General features: G+C 45.2%; 17 protein-coding genes, 5 tRNA genes and 2 rRNA genes. 7 read left to right on the top strand and 17 right to left on the bottom strand.

From position 1 onward, the window contains the following. Positions 1-32: 32 nt before the first annotated feature. The 8 genes from CKV74_RS07250 to wecA all read right to left on the bottom strand — a co-directional run bounded on the left by CKV74_RS07250 (position 33) and on the right by wecA (position 6,644). Positions 33-2,930 (bottom strand): 23S ribosomal RNA (locus tag CKV74_RS07250). Between the two features lie 225 nt (positions 2,931-3,155). After that, positions 3,156-3,231, bottom strand: a tRNA-Ala gene (locus CKV74_RS07245). A 38-nt stretch (positions 3,232-3,269) separates the two neighbouring features. Next, positions 3,270-3,346: transfer RNA gene (locus CKV74_RS07240), tRNA-Ile, on the bottom strand. Between the two features lie 82 nt (positions 3,347-3,428). Then, positions 3,429-4,970, bottom strand: a 16S ribosomal RNA gene (locus CKV74_RS07235). Together the 16S and 23S rRNA genes with 5 tRNA genes alongside form the textbook arrangement of a ribosomal RNA operon. A 169-nt stretch (positions 4,971-5,139) precedes the next feature. Then, positions 5,140-5,216, bottom strand: a tRNA-Pro gene (locus CKV74_RS07230). A 5-nt stretch (positions 5,217-5,221) separates the two neighbouring features. Continuing rightward, positions 5,222-5,297, bottom strand: a tRNA-His gene (locus CKV74_RS07225). A gap of 26 nt (positions 5,298-5,323) precedes the next feature. After that, positions 5,324-5,400, bottom strand: a tRNA-Arg gene (locus CKV74_RS07220). Between the two features lie 176 nt (positions 5,401-5,576). Continuing rightward, on the bottom strand, positions 5,577-6,644 hold the full coding sequence (wecA, locus tag CKV74_RS07215) for a UDP-N-acetylglucosamine--undecaprenyl-phosphate N-acetylglucosaminephosphotransferase (RefSeq protein WP_007242508.1): 1,068 nt from the start codon (positions 6,642-6,644) through the stop codon (positions 5,577-5,579). A gap of 136 nt (positions 6,645-6,780) precedes the next feature. On the opposite strand from wecA, the gene hemL reads away from it, so the two are divergent. Next, positions 6,781-8,064, top strand: a complete 1,284-nt coding sequence (gene hemL, locus CKV74_RS07210; protein ID WP_007242506.1) for a glutamate-1-semialdehyde 2,1-aminomutase — start codon at positions 6,781-6,783, stop codon at positions 8,062-8,064. 117 nt (positions 8,065-8,181) lie between these two features. Here hemL and glnD read toward each other — a convergent pair whose 3' ends face one another. Beyond that, complete coding sequence (gene glnD, locus CKV74_RS07205; RefSeq protein WP_095176945.1) at positions 8,182-10,770, bottom strand: bifunctional uridylyltransferase/uridylyl-removing protein GlnD; 2,589 nt, start codon at positions 10,768-10,770, stop codon at positions 8,182-8,184. A gap of 129 nt (positions 10,771-10,899) precedes the next feature. Then, positions 10,900-11,703, bottom strand: a complete 804-nt coding sequence (map, locus tag CKV74_RS07200) for a type I methionyl aminopeptidase (RefSeq protein ID WP_007241882.1) — start codon at positions 11,701-11,703, stop codon at positions 10,900-10,902. Positions 11,704-11,838: 135 nt separating this feature from the next. Here map and erpA point away from each other — a divergent pair, with 135 nt between their 5' ends. Genes erpA through mrcB form a run of 3 tightly spaced genes read left to right on the top strand, consistent with a single transcriptional unit; the run spans position 11,839 to position 14,927 of the window. Beyond that, positions 11,839-12,186, top strand: coding sequence for an iron-sulfur cluster insertion protein ErpA (erpA, locus tag CKV74_RS07195; RefSeq protein ID WP_007241906.1), 348 nt, complete (start codon positions 11,839-11,841; stop codon positions 12,184-12,186). Continuing rightward, on the top strand, positions 12,186-12,539 hold the full coding sequence (locus tag CKV74_RS07190) for a YacL family protein (RefSeq protein ID WP_039847769.1): 354 nt from the start codon (positions 12,186-12,188) through the stop codon (positions 12,537-12,539). Before erpA ends, CKV74_RS07190 begins: the two co-directional genes overlap by 1 nt. A gap of 3 nt (positions 12,540-12,542) precedes the next feature. Next, positions 12,543-14,927: a penicillin-binding protein 1B gene (gene mrcB / locus CKV74_RS07185; protein ID WP_095176944.1), complete on the top strand. Its 2,385-nt coding sequence runs from the start codon at positions 12,543-12,545 to the stop codon at positions 14,925-14,927. 155 nt (positions 14,928-15,082) lie between these two features. Here the strand turns inward: mrcB and CKV74_RS07180 are convergent, their stop codons facing one another. The 7 genes from CKV74_RS07180 to CKV74_RS07150 form a co-directional block, all read right to left on the bottom strand. Further along, positions 15,083-15,589: a DUF2301 domain-containing membrane protein gene (locus tag CKV74_RS07180; RefSeq protein ID WP_007241888.1), complete on the bottom strand. Its 507-nt coding sequence runs from the start codon at positions 15,587-15,589 to the stop codon at positions 15,083-15,085. A 14-nt stretch (positions 15,590-15,603) separates the two neighbouring features. Further along, positions 15,604-17,433, bottom strand: coding sequence for an excinuclease ABC subunit UvrC (gene uvrC, locus CKV74_RS07175; RefSeq protein WP_095176943.1), 1,830 nt, complete (start codon positions 17,431-17,433; stop codon positions 15,604-15,606). 162 nt (positions 17,434-17,595) lie between these two features. After that, positions 17,596-18,366, bottom strand: a complete 771-nt coding sequence (gene kdsB / locus CKV74_RS07170) for a 3-deoxy-manno-octulosonate cytidylyltransferase (protein ID WP_007241900.1) — start codon at positions 18,364-18,366, stop codon at positions 17,596-17,598. Between the two features lie 8 nt (positions 18,367-18,374). Beyond that, positions 18,375-18,548, bottom strand: coding sequence for a Trm112 family protein (locus CKV74_RS07165; protein ID WP_095177145.1), 174 nt, complete (start codon positions 18,546-18,548; stop codon positions 18,375-18,377). Positions 18,549-18,559: 11 nt separating this feature from the next. Further along, positions 18,560-19,552 (bottom strand): tetraacyldisaccharide 4'-kinase, encoded by a 993-nt coding sequence (lpxK, locus tag CKV74_RS07160; RefSeq protein WP_007241874.1) that lies wholly within the window; start codon positions 19,550-19,552, stop codon positions 18,560-18,562. A 136-nt stretch (positions 19,553-19,688) separates the two neighbouring features. After that, positions 19,689-21,437 carry a lipid A ABC transporter ATP-binding protein/permease MsbA gene (gene msbA, locus CKV74_RS07155; protein ID WP_007241894.1) on the bottom strand — a complete coding sequence of 583 codons (1,749 nt, stop codon included), beginning with the start codon at positions 21,435-21,437 and terminating at the stop codon, positions 19,689-19,691. 43 nt (positions 21,438-21,480) lie between these two features. Next, positions 21,481-23,871 carry a DNA internalization-related competence protein ComEC/Rec2 gene (locus CKV74_RS07150; RefSeq protein WP_164703788.1) on the bottom strand — a complete coding sequence of 797 codons (2,391 nt, stop codon included), beginning with the start codon at positions 23,869-23,871 and terminating at the stop codon, positions 21,481-21,483. Between the two features lie 276 nt (positions 23,872-24,147). Between CKV74_RS07150 and dksA the strand changes: the two genes are divergently transcribed. The 3 genes from dksA (at position 24,148) to folK (ending at position 26,593) form a co-directional block, all read left to right on the top strand. Continuing rightward, on the top strand, positions 24,148-24,585 hold the full coding sequence (gene dksA / locus CKV74_RS07145; protein WP_095176941.1) for an RNA polymerase-binding protein DksA: 438 nt from the start codon (positions 24,148-24,150) through the stop codon (positions 24,583-24,585). Positions 24,586-24,836: 251 nt separating this feature from the next. Beyond that, a complete protein-coding gene (gene pcnB / locus CKV74_RS07140) occupies positions 24,837-26,117 on the top strand; it encodes a polynucleotide adenylyltransferase PcnB (RefSeq protein WP_269457021.1) in 1,281 nt (426 codons plus the stop codon). Continuing rightward, positions 26,114-26,593 (top strand): 2-amino-4-hydroxy-6-hydroxymethyldihydropteridine diphosphokinase, encoded by a 480-nt coding sequence (folK, locus tag CKV74_RS07135; protein ID WP_095176939.1) that lies wholly within the window; start codon positions 26,114-26,116, stop codon positions 26,591-26,593. Before pcnB ends, folK begins: the two co-directional genes overlap by 4 nt. Positions 26,594-26,663 lie beyond the last annotated feature (70 nt).

Genomic DNA, 26,663 nt, shown 5'->3' with positions numbered 1-26,663 from the left:
TCGTCTGTCACTCAAAAACTCTTGAGTGTTGTATAGTTAAGCCTCTCGGGCAATTAGTATCTGTTAGCTCAACGGCTCGCACCGCTTACACATCAGACCTATCTACGTCTTAGTCTTAAACAACCCTTACAGATTTTAAATCTGGGAGAACTCATCTCAAGGCAAGTTTCGTGCTTAGATGCTTTCAGCACTTATCTCTTCCGCACTTAGCTACCCGGCAATGCGTCTGGCGACACAACCGGAACACCAGTGGTGCGTCCACTCCGGTCCTCTCGTACTAGGAGCAGCCCCTTTCAATTCTCCAACGCCCACGGCAGATAGGGACCGAACTGTCTCACGACGTTCTAAACCCAGCTCGCGTACCACTTTAAATGGCGAACAGCCATACCCTTGGGACCTACTTCAGCCCCAGGATGTGATGAGCCGACATCGAGGTGCCAAACACCGCCGTCGATATGAACTCTTGGGCGGTATCAGCCTGTTATCCCCGGAGTACCTTTTATCCGTTGAGCGATGGCCCTTCCATGCAGAACCACCGGATCACTATGACCTACTTTCGTACCTGCTCGACTTGTCTGTCTCGCAGTTAAGCTTGCTTATACCATTGCACTAACCTGACGATGTCCGACCGTCATTAGCAAACCTTCGTGCTCCTCCGTTACTCTTTGGGAGGAGACCGCCCCAGTCAAACTACCCACCAGACACTGTCCGAGACCACGTTTCGTAATCTTCGTTAGAACATCAAACGTTAAAGGGTGGTATTTCAAGGATGACTCCACAATCACTGGCGTGACTGCTTCATAGTCTCCCACCTATCCTACACATCAAAATTCAATGTTCAGTGTCAAGCTATAGTAAAGGTTCACGGGGTCTTTCCGTCTAGCCGCGGGTACACCGCATCTTCACGGCGATTTCAATTTCACTGAGTCTCGGGTGGAGACAGCCTGGCCATCATTATGCCATTCGTGCAGGTCGGAACTTACCCGACAAGGAATTTCGCTACCTTAGGACCGTTATAGTTACGGCCGCCGTTTACTGGGGCTTCGATCAGGAGCTTCTCTTTCGATTACACCATCAATTAACCTTCCAGCACCGGGCAGGCATCACACCCTATACGTCCACTTTCGTGTTTGCAGAGTGCTGTGTTTTTAATAAACAGTTGCAGCCAGCTGGTATCTTCGACCGGTTCAACCTTCGCCCGCTAGGGACTACAATCTACGCCGGCGCACCTTCTCCCGAAGTTACGGTGCTATTTTGCCTAGTTCCTTCACCCGAGTTCTCTCAAGCGCCTGAGTATTCTCTACCTGACCACCTGTGTCGGTTTTCAGTACGGTTTAGATAAACCTGAAGCTTAGTGGCTTTTCCTGGAAGTGTGGTATCGGTTACTTCAGCTCCGTAGAGCCTCGTCATCATCTCTCAGTGTTAAAGAAGTCCGGATTTGCCTAAACTTCTCACCTACCAACTTAAACGCACATATCCAACAGTGCGCTAACCTAACCTGCTCCGTCCCCACATCGCAGTTTATCCAAGTACGGGAATATTAACCCGTTTCCCATCGACTACGCTTTTCAGCCTCGCCTTAGGGGCCGACTCACCCTGCCCCGATTAACGTTGGACAGGAACCCTTGGTCTTCCGGCGAACGGGTTTTTCACCCGTTTTATCGTTACTTATGTCAGCATTCGCACTTCTGATACGTCCAGCAGCCCTCTCGAGCTACCTTCATCCGCTTACAGAACGCTCCCCTACCCAACAGTGTTGCCACTGATGCCGCAGCTTCGGTGCTATATTTGAGCCCCGTTACATCTTCCGCGCAGGCCGACTCGACTAGTGAGCTATTACGCTTTCTTTAAATGATGGCTGCTTCTAAGCCAACATCCTAGCTGTCTAAGCCTTCCCACTTCGTTTCCCACTTAATATAGACTTTGGGACCTTAGCTGGCGGTCTGGGTTGTTTCCCTCTCCACGACGGACGTTAGCACCCGCCGTGTGTCTCCTGAGTATCACTCTTCGGTATTCGTAGTTTGCATCGGGTTGGTAATCCGGGATGGACCCCTAGCCGAAACAGTGCTCTACCCCCGAAGGTGTCCGCTCAAGGCTCTACCTAAATAGATTTCGGGGAGAACCAGCTATCTCCCGGTTTGATTGGCCTTTCACCCCCAGCCACAAGTCATCCGCTAATTTTTCAACATTAGTCGGTTCGGTCCTCCAGTTAGTGTTACCCAACCTTCAACCTGCCCATGGCTAGATCACCGGGTTTCGGGTCTATACCTTGCAACTATTCGCCCAGTTAAGACTCGGTTTCCCTTCGGCTCCCCTATTCGGTTAACCTCGCTACAAAATATAAGTCGCTGACCCATTATACAAAAGGTACGCAGTCACCCTTAAAGGGCTCCCACTGCTTGTACGTACAAGGTTTCAGGTTCTATTTCACTCCCCTCACCGGGGTTCTTTTCGCCTTTCCTTCACAGTACTGGTTCACTATCGGTCAATCAGGAGTATTTAGCCTTGGAGGATGGTCCCCCCATCTTCAAACAGGATATCACGTGTCCCGCCCTACTTATCGTTAGCTTAGTACCACGACCTGGACTTCGAGTACGGGGCTATCACCCGGTATCGCCAAGCTTCCCAGCTTGTTCCTCTGTCTCTGTCGCTATCACTAACAGGCTCCTTCGCGTTCGCTCGCCGCTACTAACGAAATCTCGGTTGATTTCTTTTCCTCGGGGTACTTAGATGTTTCAGTTCTCCCGGTTTGCCTCAACAAGCTATGTATTCACTTGTTGATAGTAGATTCTTCATCTACTGGGTTTCCCCATTCGGACATCTTGGATTAAACGCCTCTTATCGACTCATCCAAGCTTTTCGCAGATTAGCACGTCCTTCATCGCCTCTGATTGCCAAGGCATCCACCTTGTACGCTTAGTCACTTAACTATACAACCTCAAAAATTCTTGAGACTGTGTTATCAACTAATCACTTGATTGCTTTTGCTCAATCAAGATTTTTTCTACTCAGACTTTTTCTATCCCTTTCAGGACTTGAAAGTCTCTTCGTTTTCAGCTTGTTTCCTAATTTTTAAAGAACAATCAAATAACATTACGTTATCATCGTTAAATGAACTTTATTCCCTTTTCGGTAATTCACTTAACGATGATTCGTGGTGGAGATAAGCGGGATCGAACCGCTGACCTCCTGCGTGCAAGGCAGGCGCTCTCCCAGCTGAGCTATATCCCCATTCGTCACTTTATCACGGCTCACTCACTCAAGTTGAGTGGTGGGTCTGAGTGGACTTGAACCACCGACCTCACCCTTATCAGGGGTGCGCTCTAACCACCTGAGCTACAGACCCGGTGATAAAGTCGTTATTTGCTTTTTTTGTCTACAATACATCAGCCAATCTGTGTGGACACTTATCGTCACTCAATTTTAGGTAAGGAGGTGATCCAACCGCAGGTTCCCCTACGGTTACCTTGTTACGACTTCACCCCAGTCATGAATCATACCGTGGTAAACGCCCTCCCGAAGGTTAAGCTATCTACTTCTGGTACAACCCACTCCCATGGTGTGACGGGCGGTGTGTACAAGGCCCGGGAACGTATTCACCGCGACATTCTGATTCGCGATTACTAGCGATTCCGACTTCATGGAGTCGAGTTGCAGACTCCAATCCGGACTTAGACGCACTTTCTGGGATTCGCTCCACATCGCTGCTTCGCCTCCCTCTGTATACGCCATTGTAGCACGTGTGTAGCCCTACTCGTAAGGGCCATGATGACTTGACGTCATCCCCACCTTCCTCCGGTTTATCACCGGCAGTCTCCTTTGAGTTCCCGACCAAATCGCTGGCAACAAAGGATAAGGGTTGCGCTCGTTGCGGGACTTAACCCAACATTTCACAACACGAGCTGACGACAGCCATGCAGCACCTGTCTCAGAGCTCCCGAAGGCACCAATTCATCTCTGAAAAGTTCTCTGGATGTCAAGAGTAGGTAAGGTTCTTCGCGTTGCATCGAATTAAACCACATGCTCCACCGCTTGTGCGGGCCCCCGTCAATTCATTTGAGTTTTAACCTTGCGGCCGTACTCCCCAGGCGGTCGATTTATCACGTTAGCTACGGGCACCAAGCATTAAGCCCAATCCCCAAATCGACAGCGTTTACAGCGTGGACTACCAGGGTATCTAATCCTGTTTGCTCCCCACGCTTTCGCACATGAGCGTCAGTACATTCCCAAGGGGCTGCCTTCGCCTTCGGTATTCCTCCACATCTCTACGCATTTCACCGCTACACGTGGAATTCTACCCCTCCCTAAAGTACTCTAGACTCCCAGTCTGAAATGCAATTCCCAGGTTAAGCCCGGGGCTTTCACACCTCACTTAAAAGTCCGCCTGCGTGCCCTTTACGCCCAGTTATTCCGATTAACGCTCGCACCCTCCGTATTACCGCGGCTGCTGGCACGGAGTTAGCCGGTGCTTCTTCTGTAGTTAACGTCAATCATCTAGTCTATTAAACTAAATGCCTTCCTCGCTACCGAAAGAACTTTACAACCCGAAGGCCTTCTTCATTCACGCGGCATGGCTGCGTCAGGGTTGCCCCCATTGCGCAATATTCCCCACTGCTGCCTCCCGTAGGAGTCCGGGCCGTGTCTCAGTCCCGGTGTGGCTGGTCATCCTCTCAGACCAGCTAGAGATCGTCGGCTTGGTGAGCCATTACCTCACCAACTACCTAATCCCACTTGGGCTCATCCTATGGCATGTGGCCTTGCGGTCCCACACTTTCATCTTCCGATACTACGCGGTATTAGCTACAGTTTCCCGTAGTTATCCCCCTCCATAAGCCAGATACCCAAGCATTACTCACCCGTCCGCCACTCGTCAGCAAAGAAAGCAAGCTTTCTTCCTGTTACCGTTCGACTTGCATGTGTTAAGCCTGCCGCCAGCGTTCAATCTGAGCCATGATCAAACTCTTCAATTCAAGTTCAATCGCTCAATAAACTGCTTAGCTAAAGTCACTTTACATTAAGTAAATGAATTTCTAGTTTAAGCACCTATTAAGACTTCAAAATTAAAAAATATTTTTAAATCAAGTCAATCAACAAGTGCCCACACAGATTGTCTGATACATTGTTAAAGAGCAAAAAAAATGGTCGGCGAGATAGGATTTGAACCTACGACCCACTGGTCCCAAACCAGTTGCGCTACCAAGCTGCGCTACTCGCCGATAGATGGGGTGGCTAATGGGATTCGAACCCACGACAACTGGAATCACAATCCAGGGCTCTACCAACTGAGCTATAGCCACCATTGAAGTTGTATGTGCATTGACTCTGGCGCGCTCGACAAGATTCGAACTTGCGACCTTTGGCTCCGGAGGCCAACGCTCTATCCAACTGAGCTACGAACGCGTACCGCGTCGTTGCGGAGGCGTATATTAATGACTTCGCTATATCTTGTCTAGCACTTTTTACAAAAAAAATAATGAACGCTATTTTTTTATACAAAACGTTTAATTTTTAGCAAATTTCAGTTTATTTTTACTCCTAAATACAAAAAAGGATGGTTTTCAACCATCCTTTAATATTTAATTCTGTTTATTTCGGCGTGCTCGTCGTTTTAAACGGCGCACCCAACGGGTAATTTTCCAAGCTTTAGTAATCGAATAGGCATAAATGAAAAATAACATAATAAATGCTACAAACATCGCCCATTCATTTACATAGTAAATCTCACCTAAAATTCCGATTGTCGCGCACACTGCAGCCATAAAGGTTATTAGTAAAAATGCCTGACGTGAAGTTAAACCGGCACGAACCATTAAATGATGTACATGCAAACGATCCGGTCTGAATGGACTTTTCCCTTTACGCAAACGGCGATAAATGATCGCCACCATATCAATAAGCGGAATAGCTATAATCCATAATGCAGTCACCGGATTCATCGGATGCCCTTTTCCTTGGGTACTTAACAATAAAATCCAAATAATAGTGAAACCGATCAGCGTACTGCCTGCATCGCCCATAAACACTTTGTATTTAGGCCCTAACGGAATCCCAAGGTTAAGTAACATATAAGGTAAAATAGCCACGATCAAGGCAAAACTCCAATAGGCCATATCCATTTGTCCGTCACGTAGCATCAAAATACCAATAGAAGCAAAAGACACACAGGATAAACCACCAAGTAAGCCATCAATCCCGTCGATCATGTTAAAGGCATTGATGATTGCAATAGTCGCAAATACCGTAATAATCAAACCGATTGAACCAAGAGTTAATTGGAATGGCCCTAAAATTTGTCCTAGGTGATCCAAATACACGTTCCCCAAGTCAATCATTAAGATTGCTAAGAGAGCTTGAATACCCGCCCGTAAAAATGGGCTGATATCAAAACGGTCATCTAAAATACCAATTGCCAATAAAACAAAAATACTGAAAAGATACAAATAAGGTAAGCGTAATTGATCCCATTCCATCAAGTAGTAACAAAGGTTTCCGACAAATAAGGAAACGCCGCCTATTAGCGGAATGGCACCTAAATGGCGTTTACGATAATTTGGCTTATCCACTAAACCAATTCGATTAGCGATCGGGCGCATTAACACCAAGGTTAAAAGTGCGCCAAGAAAAGTTACGACAAAACTAAGCATTGTTTTCCCTTAAAAAAAATTTTGCAAAGAATAGCATAAAGAAAAAATCTCCCCCAAAGATATTTTTAACAAAGCATCGCTTTTTCGCTACAATAACGCCCGTTTTTACGAATATGCAGTAATAAAAGGAAAGCAAATGACAAATTCAAACGAACTTTTCAATCGAGCCCAACAGGTCATCCCTGGCGGAGTAAACTCCCCTGTTCGCGCATTTAAAGGGGTCGGCGGTACACCGGTATTTATTCAAAAAGCTCAAGGAGCTTATATTTACGATACCGATGGCAAGCAATATATCGATTACGTCGGTTCTTGGGGGCCAATGATTTTGGGGCATAATCACCCAGCAATTTTAAACGCTGTGTTAAAAGCCGCTGAAAACGGCCTAAGCTTTGGTGCACCAACGCCATCGGAAATCGACTTGGCCGAATTGGTTTGTCAAATAGTGCCATCAATCGAAATGGTCCGCATGGTCAGTTCCGGCACAGAAGCAACCATGACCGCAATTCGTCTCGCTCGTGGCTACACCAATAGAAATAAAATTCTGAAATTTGAAGGTTGCTACCACGGCCATTCCGATTCCCTATTGGTTAAAGCGGGTTCAGGAGCGCTTACCTTGGGGCAACCGAGCTCACCGGGTGTGCCGGAAGACTTTGCTAAACATACCTTAACCGCCGAATATAATAATTTAGCCTCGGTAAAAGCCTTATTTGAAGAATTTCCACAGGATATTGCTTGTGTAATTATCGAACCGGTTGCCGGCAACATGAACTGTGTACCACCAAAAAATGGTTTCCTACAAGGTTTACGCGAACTTTGTGATCAATATGGCGCGCTCTTTATCATTGATGAAGTGATGACCGGCTTCCGCGTTGCCCTTGCCGGAGCGCAAACTTATTATGGCGTAACACCGGATCTAACTACACTTGGCAAAGTAATCGGCGGCGGTATGCCGGTCGGCGCAGTGGGCGGGAAAAAAGCCATCATGCAATATTTAGCCCCAACCGGTCCGGTTTACCAAGCAGGAACCCTATCTGGTAATCCTATTGCTATGGCGGCAGGATTAGCCTGTTTGAATGAATTGAAAAAAGCCGGCAATGAACAGCGCTTAAACACACTTACCGAAAAATTATGTCAAGGTTTAAAAGCGGCGGCTGACAAACATGGCGTGCCTTTTGTTGTGAATCAAGTTGGCGGTATGTTTGGTATCTTCTTCACCGAGCAACCCCAAGTCACCTCCTATGCTGAAGTAATGCAATGCGATACGGAAAAATTCAAAGTATTCTTCCACAAAATGTTGGATCAAGGCGTTTACCTTGCCCCTTCCGCTTTTGAAGCCGGTTTTATGTCCCTCGCCCATAGTGAACAGGATATTGAAAAAACCCTTGCAGCTGCCGATGTAGCGTTTGCGGCTCTGGCCTAGCAGATATGCAAATAAAAAACGGTCTTTATTGACCGTTTTTTATTTTTGAAATCAACTTCAATAAAATCAATGGGTTACATGCATTTTTGGCAAAAACTTCGCTTTTCGAGGGGGCATTTAATCTAACGCCCGGTACAACACATCAGCCAATTGTTGCCGTTCCTCAGCACTTAACGCCTGTCCTTGCGCATTAGTCAGAATAAAGAAATCCTCTGCTTTCTCTCCCACGGTGGTAATTTTAGCATTGCGCAAATTCAACGCCAAGTCAGCAAAAATTTGACTAATTTGCGCCAGTAATCCCGGTTTATCCAACGCGACTAATTCTAATTCTGTATGCTCTGGTTTGTTTTCCTTTAAAAAACGAACATCGGTCTGCACTTGAAAATGACGTAGCTGACGGCTAGGAACAAATGGTGGCGAAGGCACTTTTCCCCATTGTAATACCGCAGTTAATGTCTGTTCCAAATCACGCCGACGATCAAATTTCACCAATTCACCATTCAATTCGGTAATAATGAAGCTATCGAACACATAGCCGTCATCGGAGGTTAAAATTTGCGCATCATGAATACTCAAATTTTTGGCGCCAATAGTGCTTACTACCTTATTAAATAAGCGGGCTTGATCACGGCAATACACAAACACCTCCGTGCCGCCGGAAGAAAATCGATTGGTAATTTTAACCAATACGTCACCTGTAAAATCAGCCAATAACGCTGTATGTCCGGCAATTTGCTTCGCACTATTACGCAAAAAGTATTCGTCCGGACAACGCGCCCATAAATCATCAATAGTTGCCAGCGACAAATGCGACTGTTCCTGTTGCAGAATAGCCAATGCGCCTTGACGATTTTCAGCAATTCGTTCGGCATTATCCCATTGCCATTCCATTCCCTGTTGCAATTGCTCTGCAGTTGCCCCATACAAAGCGGTAAATAAGGAGCGTTTCCAACTATTCCACAAGGTTCCGTTGGTCGCACAAATATCCGCAATGGTTAAACAGGTCAAATAATCCAAACGTACTCGGTTTTTTACCTTACCGGCAAAATCCAACACAACTTCCGGATCATAAATATCGCGCCGTTGTGCCGTGACCGACATTAATAAATGCGCCCGTACCAACCATTGCATCGTATCGCTTTCGCGTGCATCAAAACCATGCAAAACAGCAAATTCGGCAATATCTTCAGCTCCCAGTTCAGCATGATCGCCACCACGCCCTTTGGCAATATCATGAAATAAAGCGGCACTGTAAATTAATGAACGATCCTGAAGTTGGCTAAAAATGCGATGAGCAATAGGATGTTCCTGTGCCGCATTTTCGCTTAACAGGTTTTCTAGTTTTAACATGACCTGCAAGGTATGTTCATCCACCGTGTAAATGTGGAATAAATCGAATTGCATTAACCCGGCTATTGCCTGCCATTGCGGTAAATAGGCACTCAATACGCCATATTGGTGCATCGGTAAAAATGCTCGGCGAATTGCCTGTGGTTGATTAAATAAACGGATAAATTTTTCCCGTGCAAGCGGTAACTCGGATAATTTTATCGTCAATGAATCCAACGCAATCTGCAATTGGCGTAAGGTTTCAGGGTGGATTTGTGCCTGCGGGTATTTAGTTAGATAGAAAAATAAATCTAAAATCCGTTCAGGCTGTTTGCATAATACTTGCGGCTTACGCAGACAAAGATTGTGATTAATCAATTGAAAATCCTCATCGAGATATTCAATCAATAAATCATAATGTCGGGTAAGAAAATGCTCACGATAATGCTTAATTAATATATCGCTTAGGCGGGAAATACAACTTAAAGCCTGAAAGAAACGCTTCATCATGGTTTCTACACCACGATTGCCTTCCTCTTCAAAACCCAATAATTGAGCAACTTTAATCTGGCGATCAAATAATAGACGATTATCATAACGCTTCAAAATTAGATGCAATGCAAAGCGCACCTTAAACAGAAATTCCTGGCTTTCTAACAATTGCTGATATTCGGTGGGATAAATAAAGCCACTTTGCAAAATCCCGGCGAGGGTCATCTCTCCGGTATGACGTAAGGCGATCCAATATAAAAGATGCAGATCCCGCAAACCGCCGGGACTATATTTCAAATCAGGCTCAAGATTGTAACCGGTGTTGTGATAACGTTGATAACGCTCAAGCTGTTCCTGTACTTTTGCGTTAAAAAAATCGGCCATCGACCAAAACTCGGCACGTTTCAATAATGCCTGTAGCGCCGTAAAGAGAGCCGAATTACCGGATAAATAACGGGATTCCAATAGATTAGTCGCAATCGTAATATCCTGTTTGCCTTCCCTTTCACATTCGACTAACGAACGAACGCTGTGCCCCACATCAAAACCGCAATCCCATAAAAATTGTACGAATTGAGCTATTTTCTCTTCAGTTTGTTCATCCCTTGTACCCTCCGAAAGAATCAGAAAATCCAAATCAGATAGTGGAAACATTTCCCTCCGCCCATAACCACCAGTAGCGATCAAGGTTAGCGTGGAGCATTCCAAACCAAACTGCAACCAAAGTTGCTTTAATAAGAGATCATAAAATTGGGTACGATTATCAATTAAGTCAAACACAACATATTCAGCAAAATGCTGGCGTTCCCATTCCTTTAAATGTTCACGTTGTAGTTTAACTGCGGCAGGTGTGAGAGGTGATTCGGCATGATAAGGAAAAAGCATTACAATTCTCCTAAATAAAAAGCCCATAACAATGAGCTTTTTAGTGAAATTTATATGATGGTTTAAGGCTTAAATGCCAAAGCGAATAAAAAACGACATCGGCATTATAAAATCCATTGCAGCCGCTATTTAAACATTCACCATAATGCGTTGAATTCGACCTTCGGCAATTTCTTCGTCACGAATGGTCATCACTTCACAACCATTTTCAGTCACGACAAGCTGGTGTTCATATTGTGCAGAATGGCTACGATCTTTAGTTTTCACCGTCCAACCATCGCCCATCACGCGTACTTCTTTTTTACCTGCATTAATCATTGGTTCAATGGTAAACACCATTCCCGGTTTTAAAACAACACCGCCATCATCGGCAAAATAATGTAATACCTGCGGCTCACAATGGAATTCTGTGCCAATACCATGGCCACAATATTCGCGCACCACGCTAAAACCTTGACTTTCGGTATATTTCTGTACGGCTTTACCGATTTCATTTAAACGAATGCCCGGCTTAACCGTACGCAGTCCGACATAAAGCGCTTCTTGTGCGGCTTCCACCAATTTTTGGCTACGGATATTGGTTTCACCTACAACATACATTTTGGAATTATCACCAAAATAACCATCTTTAATCACTGTAACATCGATATTTAAAATATCACCGTGTTTTAATTTCTTATCGTCGCTAGGAATACCGTGACACACCACTTCATTTAAAGAAATACAGGTTGCCTTTGGAAATCCGTGATAATTCAAACAGGCCGGAATTACCTTTTGCACATTCACCATATAATCATGGCAAATACGATCCAATTCACCGGTAGTAATCCCCTCTTTTACATAAGGCTCAATCATTACCAATACATCGGCAGCCAATTTACAGGCTTCGCGTAATTTTACTATTTCTTCTTCTGTTCTTAATGGAATGTTCATTGAATTATCCTTTTTCGGGTTGAACGATACACAAAATTGTCGTTGCATGATAGCACATTTAAGTGAAAAATCTTGAATGAATTGGCGGGTTATTGGATAATGCGCAGATTATTTTTAGGAAAGTGGGAATAGTATATGTCAGATTTAAATATGGCCGTACCGCTTAATTTTACCGATGCGGCAGCCAATAAAGTAAAAAGCTTAATCAGCGAAGAAGAAAACAATAATTTAAAACTCCGCGTTTATATCACAGGCGGTGGCTGTAGTGGTTTCCAATACGGTTTTACCTTTGACGAAAAAGTTAATGAAGGTGACCTCACCATTGAAAAATCCGGTGTGCAATTGGTTATCGATCCAATGAGTTTGCAATATTTAATTGGCGGTACAGTGGATTATACCGAAGGTTTGGAAGGTTCTCGTTTTATTGTAAATAACCCAAATGCCACTTCCACCTGCGGTTGTGGTTCCTCCTTCAGTATTTAATGGATTTTCAATTTACAGCTAGCCAGGGGTTTATCACTGCAAAATGTTCCATGGAACAAATCGCCTTGGCTAATTGGTTTAACACGGAAATGCGGTCAAAAAATTCAACCATTTTGGCCGCTTTTTCTGCTTGTCAGAATGCAACTTCCCACCAGGATATTGTGATTGAGGGCAGCGAATATTCCTTGTTTATAAATCAGTATGAAGTCATGGTTCGAGCCAATAATCTTGCCTTAAACGACGCCCCCATTGAAGAAGAGGACCTACATTATTACGATGCCGAAAGCATCGCCCTGTGTGGTCTTGATGATTTTCTCCATTTTCTCAACGCTTATTTCGAATTCATCGGCTAATCTATGTCAGAAACGGAAAATACCCAAAACGAATCCTCGCCTCAAGAACCGCGCAGTAAACGCCGCGGTTGCAAAATTTTATTCGCCAAAGCTGCCTTTACCGTAGCAACCCTGGCCGTGTTTTACGGCGGTTATTTAGATTGGCAAATCCGTTCCAAAATGGATGGGCAAATTTGGCGTCTACCGGCCGAAGTTTATAGCCGTTTAGAAAGTGTAAAAATTAGCGATAATTTAAGCTTTGATGAAGTGATCCAGATCTTACTGGACAATGAATATCGACAAACCACCATGGTGGCAGCTCCCGGTGATTTTAAATTAGAAGATGACAGCATTGTGCTGTTGCGCCGCGCCTTCCCTTATCCCGATAAACCGGAGCCACAACGGGTGTTGCGCCTGCGCTTTAGTGGCAATAAGCTGTCCCGTATCGAAGATTTAGTGGCGGTAAAAGCAGTTGATGAATTCCGTTTGGCTCCCAAACTCATCGCCATGTTGGAATCCGATAATGAGGATCGTCTAGCGATTCCTCTACAAAACTATCCCCGCCTATTGATCGATGCCCTCTTACTCACCGAGGATCGCCGTTTTTATGAACATAACGGTATCAATCCTTTTGGTATTGTGCGGGCTATGGTGGCCAATATCCGTGCCGGACATACGGTACAGGGTGGCAGTACGCTGACCCAACAATTAGTCAAAAACCTCTTTTTAACCAGCGAACGTTCCTTGAGCCGTAAAGCGAATGAAGCCCTAATGGCCTTAGTGTTGGATTGGCGCTATGACAAAAACCGTATTTTAGAAACCTACCTTAACGAAATTTATCTCGGACAAAATGGTGATACCCAAATTCATGGCTTCGAACTGGCCAGCCAATTTTATTTTGGCCGTTCCATTCGGGAAATTAGCCTGGATCAAATTGCCCTATTGGTCGGTATGGTAAAAGGCCCCTCACTATATAACCCTTGGCGTAATCCACAAAATGCCTTGGAGCGCCGTAATGTGGTGTTAAAACTAATGTTAGAACACCAAATGATCGGTCCCGATCTCTACCAAATGCTCAGTCAACGTCCGCTTGGTGTACAGGCCAAGGGACAAATCTCCCGCAAATATCCGGCCTTTATCCAAACCTTACAAGCAGATCTGCGCCGCGAATTGGGCGAACATAAAACCGCTGCATTGTTAGGAGCTCGCATCTTCTCTACGTTAGATCTAAAACAACAGGCTCAGGCCGAAAATGCTGTGGTCGGTGCAATAAGCAAATTACAACTGCAAACCAAAAATCCGCATTTAGAAGGAGCCATGATCATCAGCGATTATCATAACGGTGAAATTCGTGCGGTGGTCGGCGGTCTACAAACGGAATATGCCGGCTTTAACCGTGCGCTGATGGCCAAACGACAAATCGGTTCCTTGGTTAAGCCATCCATTTATTTAACGGCATTAACCAATCCGGAACAATTCCGCTTGAATACCCCAATTCAAAACCAACCGATCACAATCAATGTGAAAGGAAGCCCTCCATGGCAACCGAAAAACTACGATCGTAAATATAGTGGTTCAGTGATGCTAATGGATGCCTTAGCTCGCTCCTTGAATATTCCAACGGTAAATATCGGTATGAAGGTGGGCTTAAGCAAGGTGATTGAAACCCAAAAAGCTATGGGCTGGGATGAAGTGAGTATTCCTAAAGTGCCGGCAATGTTGCTGGGAGCTTACAGTATTTCGCCTTATGATGTGTCGAAGCTCTATCAAACCATCGCTAACCAAGGCGGTCGAATTAATTTAACCACCATTGATGCGATTGCCGATCGTCAAGGAAATATTCTCTATCAGCACGATAAAACACCACGTCAGGTCGTGCCGCGTGAAGCTGCTTTCCAAACCCTATTTGCGATGCAACAAACCGTAGAACGCGGTACCGCACGCAGTTTGCAAAACGATTATGCCGACTTACATTTAGCCGGGAAAACCGGCACCACCAATGATGCCCGTGATACCTGGTTTGTCGGCATCGACGGTAAGCACGTCAGCACCATTTGGCTAGGCCGTGATGATAACGGTGAAACCAAACTAACCGGTGCATCCGGTGCATTACAAATCTATAAGGATTATTTAAGCCGCACGAATATTGAAAAATTACAGCCGACCAAACCGGATGATGTCAAATGGGTCGGTATTACTGCTCATGGCAGTTGGGATTGTAGCAATTGGCGGGTCATTCCGGTATGGGTTGATAGAGGACAAAATTTCTGTGGCGGTAGCAGTGCCCCAACGACTTCACCTGCCGCGGAAGATAGCGATACACCAAGTGCTCCGGTTAAACAGGAAAGCGTTTGGGATGTCTTGGGCGATACCGAAAAAGCCCCAATTGAAGAGGCGGTTGCCCAATAATCTAAGCAAAACAAAACGCGCCTATCGGCGCGTTTTTTATAACTTTACTCAGGCTAAAAGACTTCTAAAACGCCCCCTCGAAAAGCAAAGTTTTTGCTAAAAATACACATAACCCATTGATTTTATTAGCATTGATTTTAAAAAGGTTAAAAGCATTAAATTTGATATTTGGTTTTGTCGCCAATATCAAAATGCAGCGGCATCCGCCATTTTTGTACCGCCAATAAGAGCAATAAAATCCCCGCGATAAGCGTCAAGGTGACTACCGCCCAGTGCCATTGCAACAACTGGGCAAACCATAGGGCGGCAACAAAAATCGGCTGTAAATTGAGCAAGGGCACACGAAAGCAAAAATATTCCTTAAAGCTTAATCCCCCCAAAGTCAGCAATGCGCCACCGAGTGCCAACAACGGCCAATTCAATATTGCACATAATAAGGCTAGCCACACCGCAAATTGGAACAACAAACGATAACTTTTCAGATATAAATGCAATGATGAAGCGCAACAAACCGCGCCAATCAACACCACCATCAACGCCTCAGCAAAAGCCCAAGGCAAAGCCAATAGTCCTAGCCCGGCAATCACAAAACCGCTGCGATAAATAATCACGGTCGCAATATCCCAAGCATCCATTGGTGATTTAATTTGCGGATCTGCCATCCTGTAACTCCTGTTTATTCATGTTTTAAGGTTTCAAAAATCTTTTCTGCCAAGGCTTTGGAAATCCCCGGTACTGAAGCGATCTCATCCAATGTGGCTTTTTTTACGCCCTGCCAACCACCAAGATACTTGAGCAACGCTTGACGACGTTTCGCGCCTACCCCTTCAATAGTTTCCAAACCGCTCTGCGTGAACGCTTTTTGGCGTTTTTTACGGTGGCCACTAATCGCGTGGTTATGGCTTTCATCGCGAATATGCTGCACCAAATGCAATGCTGGGCTATCATCGGGTAGATGAATTTCCCGCTGTTGCTTACTGATAATCAGCACCTCTTGACCGGCTCGGCGATCTACGCCCTTCGCCACACCGATTAATTGCGGACGAGTTTTATCCCATTTGACATTTAATGAGTCAAATACCGCCAAGGCTCTATTCAATTGCCCTTTACCACCATCGATAAAAATAATATCGGGAATCTTGTCGTCCTCTAAATCACGCTCATAACGTTTTCTTAAGGCCTGCTCCATCGCCGCATAATCATCACCACCGGTAATGCCTTCAATATTAAAGCGGCGATAATCGGATTTTAACGGCCCATCCTGATTAAACACAACGCAGGAAGCCACGGTTTGATTGCCCATTGTGTGGCTAATATCAAAACATTCCATGCGTTGAATATGGGGCACGGCCAATAAATCACAGAGTGCGGCATAGCGCTCCGACATGCGCGAGGATTGTTTCAACTGGGCTGCCAAGGCGGCCTTGGCATTAATTTGTGCCAATTGTAAATATTTGCCTTTATCACCTTTTACCGCTTGCTGTATTTGCACTTTGCGACCAGCCTGGCTACTCAACAACGCTTCCAACGCCGTCTGTTCATCCAATTTTTGATCCAGAATAATGCTATTAGGAATGCTACGGCCTTGATGTCCCTGTAAATAAAACTGGCCAACAAAGGTTGCGGCTAATTCAGATAAATCGGTATTGGCCGGTACTTTCGGAAAATAACTACGATTACCCAATACTTTGCCCTGACGAATAAACATCACCTGCACGCAGGCCAAGCCATGTTGGTAGGCAATCGACATAATATCCATATCATCCAAGCGTTCATTGGCGACAAATTGTTTTTCAATCACTGCGCGCACCGCTTGAATCTGATCGCGAAAACGCGCTGCGCCCTCAAAATCTAGTGCATGACTGGCCGCTTCCATTTTCCCGACTAAATACGCCAATACCTGTTGATCCTTGCCCTGCAAAAAAAGCCGTGCGAGTTCCACCTGTTGGGCATAATCCTCATCGCTCACGTAGCCCGGCACACAAGGAGCGCTACAACGACCAATTTGATACTGCAAGCAAGGGCGTGAACGATTGTTATACACCGCATTTTCACATTGCCGCACGGGAAACAGCTTTTGCATTAAAGACAGTGTTTCGCGCACCGCTCCGGCATGTGGGTAAGGCCCAAAATATTCGCCGGCGGTTTTCTTACTGCCGCGATAGGCGGTAATCCGCGGGTGATGCTCTTTAGTCAGCAAAATATAGGGATAGGATTTATCATCACGCAACAGCACGTTATAACGCGGTTGATAGAGTTTGATAAAGTTATGTTCCAGCAATAGCGCTTCGGTTTCCGTGGAAGTAATGGTGGTATCGATATGATCAATAGCGGCCACCAAGGCTTCGGTCTTTTTACTGCTGAGATTTTTACGAAAATAGCTAGCAAGGCGCTTTTTTAAATCTTTCGCCTTGCCCACATAAATCACCTGGTCTTTATCATCATACATCCGATAAACACCAGGTTGGTGAGACACATCGGCAAGGAATTTTTTACTGTCGAACATCAACGAATTTGCACCTTATAAGGCCACACGAGGCGGCCGGAATGGGCTAATGAGAAAATATATTATATGTTTTCCTTTTTTCATCACACCTAATAAAATCAATGGCTTAGGAGTGATTTTAAGAAAAAAAGAGAAAAATGGGGTAGCGTTTTTATGTGGAGCTTACGACTGGCCGGCAGCAACAATTGCGCGCACCTTAGCCAAATCCTCCGCGGTATCCACGCCGACCGCAGGCACTTCTTTGGCCAACTCCACATGAATACGTTCACCGTGCCACAACACTCGCAACTGTTCCAATTTTTCCAATTGTTCCAACTGACTCGGCGCCCAAGCCACATATTGTTTGATAAAACCGGCTCGATAGGCATAAATGCCGATATGACGTAAATACACATCCGCCAACTGGGCCTGCGCCGGATTATCCAACGCCATAAATTGATCGCGATCGTAAGGAATCACCGAACGGGAGAAATACAACACATAGCCATTTTTATCGGTAACAACTTTCACCGCATTCGGATTAAATAATTCTTCCGCATCCTCGATTTTTACCGCAAGGCTGGCCATATTGACTTGAAATTTAGCCAAATTATTCGCCACCTGATGCACAATAACCGGGGGAATTAAGGGTTCATCACCTTGAATATTAACGATAATTTCATCATCCGGTAATGCCAGTTTTTCCACTACTTCAGCCAATCGCTCGGTGCCCGAATTATGTTTTTCCGAGGTCATGCAAACTTCCGCAGCAAATGCCTGAGCCGCCGCTTCCACCTGCGCATTATCAGTCGCAATCACAACCCGTTTAGCGCCCGATTGCAGTGCTTTTTCATAAACATGTTGAATCATTGGCTTGCCACCAATATCGGCAAGCGGTTTGCCCGGTAAACGACTGGAAGCAAAGCGGGCGGGGATAATTACGGTAAATGACATATTCTTCCTTATTTAATTTCGTTTAACGGCACGGCTTTTTCCGCCAAGAGTTGCGGTACGCCCTGCTCGATGGGATAAGCTATTTTCTCAAAATCGCAAACTAATATATTTTTTTGTGGCTCATAACGTAAACGCGCCAAACAACGCGGACAAGCAATAATTTCCAACAAACGGGGATGCAATGTTTGAGTCATTATGCCTCCGACTTGCCCACCAATCGGTCAATTTTGGCAAATAACGCAGCTATTTTTTGTCCATTGGCCAAATCCTGAATTTCCGCATCCACCGGCACATACCACCAATTGGCTTGAGCAAAAGCACTGCATTTTACGGCATCTTTTTCCGTCATAAATAACGGTTGAGTGCGACTCATAGCATTTAATAACTGTTCATCAAAGGGTTGATGATCGGCAAAGGCATGGGTTTGCGAAAGATGAATGCCTAAATCTTCCAGCATAGTAAAAAAACGCTGTGGATTACCGATACCGGCCATCGCTACGCCCTCGCTAAAAGAATTCAGTGGGCGCTGTTCACCACTGTGTAAATTCACCGCATAATGGGGCTTTAACTGCATTACCGCATCGCTATAAACATTTTGACCGCCATTGGTGATCACAAAATCCACGGATTTTAAGCGTCCCGGCAATTCACGAAGAGGGCCTGCCGGTAACACAAAACCATTGCCTAAAGCGCGCTGTGCATCCATTACGACAATTTCTAAATCACGCTGCAATTTATAATGTTGCAGACCATCGTCGGCAATAATGAGGTCACAGTCAGCACTTTTCAACAACAGTTCTACCGCCTCACGGCGATTGGCAGAAATTGCCACCGCTGCACCGGTACGTTTAGCAATTAACACAGGTTCATCGCCACCGCATTTGGGATCGGTTTGTGCACTCACTAGCAAAGGATAGGATTCAGCACGATTACCATAACCACGGGAAATCACGCCAACGTTCAAACCGCGTTGACGTAATTGTTCAACCAACCACACCACTACCGGCGTTTTACCATTGCCGCCAACGGACAAATTACCCACGATAATCACCGGTTTGGGTGCCCGATAGGTAGCCAGGATGCCAAGCTGAAATAGACTACGGCGCACTTGACTAATCAGCCAAAATAACAAGGAAAAAGGCAATAATAGCCAAGCGATTTTTGAACGGGTGTACCAAAAAGGCATGCTCGCTCCTTAAAGCGTAGAATGGAAAACAGGCCGCACAGGCGGCCGGTTGTTTAAAACGCACTACCATTTTTCGGATTTTTCCATAAAACAGCAGCTAAGTTATTGATTTTATTAATAGTCTTTAAAAAAATGACTAACCACTAAATTGCATACTATGCAACTGCTTGTAAGCACCATTGAGTGCCAACAATTGCGCATGGTCACCACGTTCACGGATTTCACCATGTTCAATCACCAAGATTTCATCGGCCTTTTCAATAGTCGATAAGCGGTGGGCAATCACAAGCACGGTACGATCTTTTTTCAGCTCCTCCAGCGCGGCCTGAATTGCGCGTTCTGATTCGGTATCCAACGCAGAGGTCGCTTCATCGAGGATCAACACCGGAGAATTACGTAATAACGCACGGGCAATCGCTAATCGTTGACGTTGACCGCCGGACAAACTCGCGCCATTCTCACCAATCACGGTATCAAAACCCTGCGGCAATTTTTCGATAAATTCTAAGGCATAGGCGGCACGGGCTGCTTCCACAATTTCTTCACGGCTATATTTATCGGTCGCCGCATAAGCGATGTTATTGGCAATCGTATCATTAAACAAATGCACCTGTTGGGAAACCACGGAACAATTTTCACGTAAATTGGATAAGCGGTAATCCTGAATATTCACACCATCCAATAAAATCTCGCCTTCATTAACATCGTAAAAACGAGTTACCAAATTGGCTATTGTGGATTTACCGGAACCGGAACGCCCCACTAAGGCGACGGTTTTACCGGGCGGAATAGTGAAAGAAATATCTTTTAAGGCTAATTCGTCTTTACCCTGATAAGCAAAGCTAACATTTTTAAAGGTCACTTCGCCCTTAGCCGGCTCAGCTTTGTAAGTGCCCTCGTCTTTTTCCGTTTGCAAATCCAAAATACCGAACAAGGTTTGACAAGCAGCCATCCCTCGTTGGAATTGCGCATTCACATTGGTTAAGGATTTTAAAGGACGCATCATCGCTAACATGGAAGAAAATACCACGGTAAATGAACCGGCCGTTAAATGATCATCGGCAATTAATGGAGTAGTCGCCAAATACAATACGGCCGCTAGTGCTAAGGAAGCAATAATTTGTACGATTGGATCGGAAATCGCATCGGCAGTCATCATTTTCATGCTTTTACGGCGCATATCGTTACTTACATGATTAAAGCGCTCTTCTTCCACCAATTGACCGCCAAAGGAAAGCACCACTTTATGGCCTTTTAACATTTGCTCGGTGGTTGAGGTAAGCTCCCCCATGGAATCCTGCATGTTTTTGCTCAAACGGCGGAAAATTTTTGAAACGGAGCGCACTAATACCGCAATAATCGGGCCGATAACAAATAGTACTAAAGTAAGTTCCCAACTGGTATAGAACATCACCGCTAACAAGGAAATAATATAAGCCCCTTCGCGCACGATGGTAATTAAAGAACCGGAGGCGGAACTGGCAATCATTTCCGAATCATAGGTAATGCGGGAAAGTAATTTACCTGAGGAGTTAACATCAAAGAAACTCACCGGCATAAACATCAAATGTTTAAATAAACGGCGGCGCATGGTCATTACCACTTTGCCGGACACCCAAGCCAAACAATAGGTTGAGACAAAATTAGTCAAACCACGCAGAAAGATCATACCGACCACCACGAAAGCCATCAATTTAAGGAAGCCATGCTCGGCTTTACCAAATCCCTCGTCCAACAGTGGTTTTAATAAATAAATGAGTCCTGAATCAGCTAAAGCATTAAATACTAAGGCTAATCCTGACGCAATTAAACCGGCTTTATAAGGGGAAATCATTGGCCACAAACGCTTAAATGTTTGTGCGGTTGAAAAGTCGTTATCCTGCATGTTGAGAACTCTCATCGGTCAAAAAAGTGCGCGCATTGTACCTTTATTTGGCCGATAAGCCAATTATTGAGGAAAACCAAGGTGATAAAGGATCCCTTGCCAAGGTCACTGTCATCTTGTCAGAAAAGTCCACCTGCACGGCGCCACTCCAGCCCGAATTGTAAATATCTGCCTGATGTAGTGACAGTCGGTCTAATACCGTTTGATGGGGAAAGTGCCAAGGATTGAAACGACCACTAGAAATCAATGCTGTTTTCGGTTGAGCCTGTTTAATTAGCTGCTCGCTACTGGCTGTTTTACTTCCATGATGTCCAACCTGTAACACATCCAATTTGGGTACGGCATGGCTAAAAGCGGCCTCTGCCGACAAATCTGCATCGCCGGTCAATAGGATCTGAAAATCCCCTAGGCGCACTAACACTACGCAAGAATCTGCATTTTTAGCCCGACTGACCGCTTGTGGCGGCCATAATACGCTAAAGTCCGCTGTCAACCATTGCCATCGTTGGCCTTGTTGGCACAACTGACGTTGTGTCGTTGCGACCTTGGTATATGCTTTATAGGAAGGCGAAATAAACTGGGCAAACGGAAATGCCTCAAATATGGCGTTTATACCACCGGCATGATCGTTATCATCATGGCTTAGAATAACCTGTTCGATCCTAATGCCTTGACGTTGTAAGTATGGCAAGATCTCCGTTTGAGCCATGGAACCATTCGCCCAGCTACCGCCCGTGTCAAATAGCAAACCACGATTCTCTTTAAAAAGTCCCATGGCCAACCCCTGCCCCACATCAAACATCATCAACCGCCAATTAGCGGCTTGAGAATGTTGCCATCCGGCTATGCTTAAGCAGAGTACAATTAAGCTTGTTATCCCCCACTGCAATTCGCGCCGATAATTTACTGGCAAACTACGTTGCGAGGACAAACTAAGTCCCTTACTCTTCACAGACAATAAAGGAGGCATTCTCTTAGAAGAATAAATCCAGCATAGTAATAAACCAAAAAACAAAGCTAACACGACCGTGAGCAGTAATGACTGGATTATCGATAAATTCAACCAACTGCCATTTAATAAATGCAATAATCGACTAATAAATTCTGCCAATCCGTCTGCGACCTGCCAACTCCATAAAGCCCCATCGGATAACACCGCAAACAGCACAAGGGGAACCAACAAAAAGCTATAAAAAGGAACCGCGAGTAAATTAGCCACAAAGCCATTCGCCGCCAAACCGTGAAAAAAATAACATTGCAGTGGAGTAAAGAAAATCAACAAGCCGATTTGTAAATGAAGTAATCCGAACAAATGCCGCCAAACACCCCATAAAGGCTTACCGTTGAATTGCAAGAGACTTAACGGCACATAGCGATACCACAGTAACAACCCCAACACCGCCCCGGCCGAAAGCCAAAAACTACTCGACAGCACAATCAGTGGATCAACCAACGCCAATCCGGCAACCACCAAGGTTAACCATTGCAATGGGCTATAATGACGCCGCCCTAATTGCCCAGCCAATAACAGACCAAGAGCCAATAAAGCCCGCGCAGTTGGAATCGCAAAACCGGCCAAAGACGCATATAGTCCGGCCATCAACAAACCACCGTATTGTGCCAACGGAGGATGAATCCAGCGGGTTGGGAAAAATACCTGTAACAACCTGACCAGCATAAATCCCAAGCCCATTGCCAAACCAATATGCAATCCGGAAATAGCGATCAAATGCGCAGTATTCGTCTGCTGATACATTTGCCAATCGGCGGAAGGCAACCAAGCCCGTTCACCAAATCCTAGCGCTAATAATAATCCTTGTTGCGTTAAATCAGCGGTAGCCTGTTTTGCCCGCGCCAATGCCCGAGCCCGCCAATCCTCAGCGTTCGCCTTACGACTCGCCTGTTTGACTTGAAATACGGCGGTAATGCGATGCGCTAAAAACCATTGTTGTCGATCAAATCCGGCAAAATTCAAACGGGCGGCAATTGGGCGTAAACGTCCCTCCGTTTGCCAAACCTCACCGATTTGCGGCTCACTTTGTGCCTGCCAATACACAAAGAGCCGCTGTGGAACACAATCGTTACAAAGTTTTCCTTCCGCAATTAGGGTTTGGTATTGCTGTTGATGCTGTATCGACAGAATCTTTAGGTGCAAGCTTTGTTTATCCGGCAATTGGGCTGTTTGTTCTGCCTGCTCCAATAAAGTAGAGGCTTGATGATGAAAATAACCACAGGCCAAAAACAGCACCAATAATTGAATGGCATACAGCCTTAAGCGTAAAAATTTGAACCTAGCGGCAAGATACGCGGTCATAACCGCACCGCCGGCCAAGATGAGTGCAGTAGATGTGGATATTAATGCCCAACGGGGCAAATATAGCAATGAAAAAGCACTAAGCAACAATAGGCAGGCAAATTGAAAAAGCGTCGGCATCGTTTTATATATTGTTTTCATTAAAAATAAAACGACGCTATCCCCCGTGAACCCAAAGCGCAAAAGCGCAACTTGATTTTTGTCGATGAGATCACAATTTGGTTAAATTCTGCGGAAATTTCATTTGCTAAAGCAGATAAGTTCTGCTATTTATATCGCCCTCAAAAATTCGGGCGACACATGTTTAACCGAACTGCGATCGAACAATGACAACAACAAGACAGGAAGTCGTGCATGTCACGCTTAAATTCTGTACGACGTATTAGGAGTGATCTTATGACCAAAGCATCATTGAGCTTATTGGACTTGGCAGGAGTAAAACCTTATCAAGTAGAGAAAAATGAGGAATATATGAATGAAAATCAGGTACTTCATTTCAAAAAAATCCTCAGTGCTTGGCACGAACAAATCGTTGAAGAAGCCTCCCGCACTGTCGCCCATATGCGCGATGAAGCGGCTAACTTCCCAGATCCGGCCGATCGTGCTACACAAGAAGAAGAATTCAGCCTTGAATTGCGTAATCGCGACCGCGAACGTAAATTGATGAAAAAGATTGAATCAACCTTGAAAAAATTAGATACCGAAGATTTCGGTTACTGTGATTCCTGTGGTGAAGAAATTGGTATCCGCCGTTTAGAAGCCCGTCCAACTGCCGATTTATGTATTGATTGCAAAACCTTGGCAGAAATTCGCGAAAAACAGGTCGCCGGTTAATAACCTAACCTTTTCAAAGTGCGGTGGAAAATCCTAATTTTCAGCCGCACTTTTGCCATTTAGAATTTGCGATTTAGCAGGAGCCTATTATTTTAAGTTATATCAAAAAATGGTTTGGTAAAAAGCCAGCCACTCCATCCGAAAGCGAAAGCGCATCCGCATCTACTCCACCCCGTCCGCATGGGACCAAAAGAGTTCAATCTCAGGCGCACCATTACGATAAACATGTTCACAAAGCTGCCGCATTAGGCATCCAGCCTCGGATGATCCAGCGTAATGCATTAACCGTGGTTGAAAAACTGCAACGTCAGGGTTATGAAGCCTATTTAGTGGGTGGTTGTCTGCGCGATTTACTGTTAGGCAAAACGCCGAAGGATTTCGATGTTGCGACCAACGCCCGCCCGGAACAAGTACAAAAAATCTTTCAACGCCAATGTCGTTTGGTCGGCCGTCGTTTTCGCCTAGCACATGTGCTATTTGGTCGCGATGTGATTGAAGTGGCAACATTCCGCGCCAGTCATAGCGATGCTCGCAACGCTAACCAAGCCAAACAAAACGAACAAGGTATGTTGTTGCGTGACAATGTGTACGGCACCTTGGAACAGGATGCCGAACGCCGTGACTTTACCGTTAATGCGCTGTATTACAATCCACAGGACAACAGTCTGCATGACTTCTTCGGTGGTTTGGAGGATTTGAAGGCCGGCAAATTACGCCTGATCGGCGATCCCATGGTTCGTTACCAAGAGGATCCCGTGCGTATGCTACGCTCTATTCGCTTTATGGCAAAATTAGAGATGTTTTTAGATAAACCAAGTGAAGCGCCAATTCGTCAATTGGCACCACTGTTGGCGAATATTCCAGCGGCACGTTTATTTGATGAAAGTCTCAAATTACTGCAAACCGGTAATGGGGTAAAAACCTATCAATTATTACGTCAATATGGTTTGTTCGAGCCACTTTTCCCTGCACTCATGCCTTATTTTACCGAGCGCAATGATAGCCTAGCGGAAAAAATTATTCTCACTGCGCTCCGTTCCACCGATGAACGGGTTGCCGATAAACTGCGCCTCAATCCGGCCTTTTTATTTGCCGCCTTTTTCTGGTATCCGTTGCGCGAAAAAGTCGAGCAGCTCAAAAACGAAGGTGGCCTCAACAATCATGATGCCTATGCCTTAGCGGCTAATGATGTGCTGGACCAATTTTGTAAAACCTTAGCTGCACCACGCCGACATACCGCTACAATTCGCGATATTTGGATGCTTCAGCTGCAATTAACTAAACGCCATGGCAGCGCACCGTTACGCACCTTGGAACAACAAAAATTCCGCGCGGCCTTTGACCTATTAGCAATGCGTGCAGAAATTGAAGGTGGTGAGGCCATCGAACTAACTAAATGGTGGCACGAATTCCAATTCAGCACAGAGCAACAACGTCAGGAAATGTTAAAAGAGCGTTCGCGCCAAGCACCATCTGTAAAAAAACGCCGCTATCGTACAAAACGTAAAGCGAAACCGGTGGAAGCATCATGACCATTGCTTACATTGCATTAGGCAGCAATCTCAATGAGCCCTGCCGTCAGCTTGAAGATGCGTTACAGGCCTTAGCCGTGCTACCGCAAAGTCGTTTATTAATGCAAAGTAGTTTTTATCAAAGCCAACCGCTCGGCCCACAGGATCAACCCGATTATGTCAATGCCGTTGCTGCGATAGAAACCACATTGCCCCCACTAGCCCTATTAGATGAGTTGCAACGCATTGAAAATGAACAAGGTCGGGTTCGTCTGCGTCGTTGGGGCGAACGGACCCTGGATTTGGATATTTTGCTATATGCCGATGCGATTATTAAAGAGGAACGATTAACTGTGCCTCACTATGATATGACCAATCGGGAATTCGTTTTAATTCCACTATTGGAAATTGCACCTGACTTACAATTGCCCGATGGACGCCCGCTACATGAAGTAGCCGCGTCCTTTGCCAAGCATCAAATGAGAAAAATCCGATAAAAAAATACCGACTTTATGTCGGTATTTTTATTTTTCAACCATCTCTAATAAAATCAATGGCTTAGCATCG

It is taken from the genome of Haemophilus pittmaniae (genome assembly GCF_900186995.1).
Lineage (GTDB): Bacteria > Pseudomonadota > Gammaproteobacteria > Enterobacterales > Pasteurellaceae > Haemophilus_D > Haemophilus_D pittmaniae.
This window is presented reverse-complemented; position numbering and strand designations above follow the sequence as displayed.

Excerpts from the sequence above, each read along its gene's own strand:
- erpA (WP_007241906.1), top strand. The coding sequence starts at position 11,839 with ATGTCAGATTTAAATATGGCCGTACCGCTTAATTTTACCGATGCGGCA.
- map (WP_007241882.1), bottom strand. The coding sequence starts at position 11,703 with ATGAACATTCCATTAAGAACAGAAGAAGAAATAGTAAAATTACGCGAA.
- mrcB (WP_095176944.1), top strand. The coding sequence starts at position 12,543 with ATGTCAGAAACGGAAAATACCCAAAACGAATCCTCGCCTCAAGAACCG.
- folK (WP_095176939.1), top strand. The coding sequence starts at position 26,114 with ATGACCATTGCTTACATTGCATTAGGCAGCAATCTCAATGAGCCCTGC.
- dksA (WP_095176941.1), top strand. The coding sequence starts at position 24,148 with ATGACCAAAGCATCATTGAGCTTATTGGACTTGGCAGGAGTAAAACCT.
- uvrC (WP_095176943.1), bottom strand. The coding sequence starts at position 17,433 with ATGTTCGACAGTAAAAAATTCCTTGCCGATGTGTCTCACCAACCTGGT.
- lpxK (WP_007241874.1), bottom strand. The coding sequence starts at position 19,552 with ATGCCTTTTTGGTACACCCGTTCAAAAATCGCTTGGCTATTATTGCCT.
- CKV74_RS07150 (WP_164703788.1), bottom strand. The coding sequence starts at position 23,871 with ATGCCGACGCTTTTTCAATTTGCCTGCCTATTGTTGCTTAGTGCTTTT.
- wecA (WP_007242508.1), bottom strand. The coding sequence starts at position 6,644 with ATGCTTAGTTTTGTCGTAACTTTTCTTGGCGCACTTTTAACCTTGGTG.
- kdsB (WP_007241900.1), bottom strand. The coding sequence starts at position 18,366 with ATGTCATTTACCGTAATTATCCCCGCCCGCTTTGCTTCCAGTCGTTTA.
- hemL (WP_007242506.1), top strand. The coding sequence starts at position 6,781 with ATGACAAATTCAAACGAACTTTTCAATCGAGCCCAACAGGTCATCCCT.
- msbA (WP_007241894.1), bottom strand. The coding sequence starts at position 21,437 with ATGCAGGATAACGACTTTTCAACCGCACAAACATTTAAGCGTTTGTGG.
- glnD (WP_095176945.1), bottom strand. The coding sequence starts at position 10,770 with ATGCTTTTTCCTTATCATGCCGAATCACCTCTCACACCTGCCGCAGTT.
- CKV74_RS07180 (WP_007241888.1), bottom strand. The coding sequence starts at position 15,589 with ATGGCAGATCCGCAAATTAAATCACCAATGGATGCTTGGGATATTGCG.
- CKV74_RS07190 (WP_039847769.1), top strand. The coding sequence starts at position 12,186 with ATGGATTTTCAATTTACAGCTAGCCAGGGGTTTATCACTGCAAAATGT.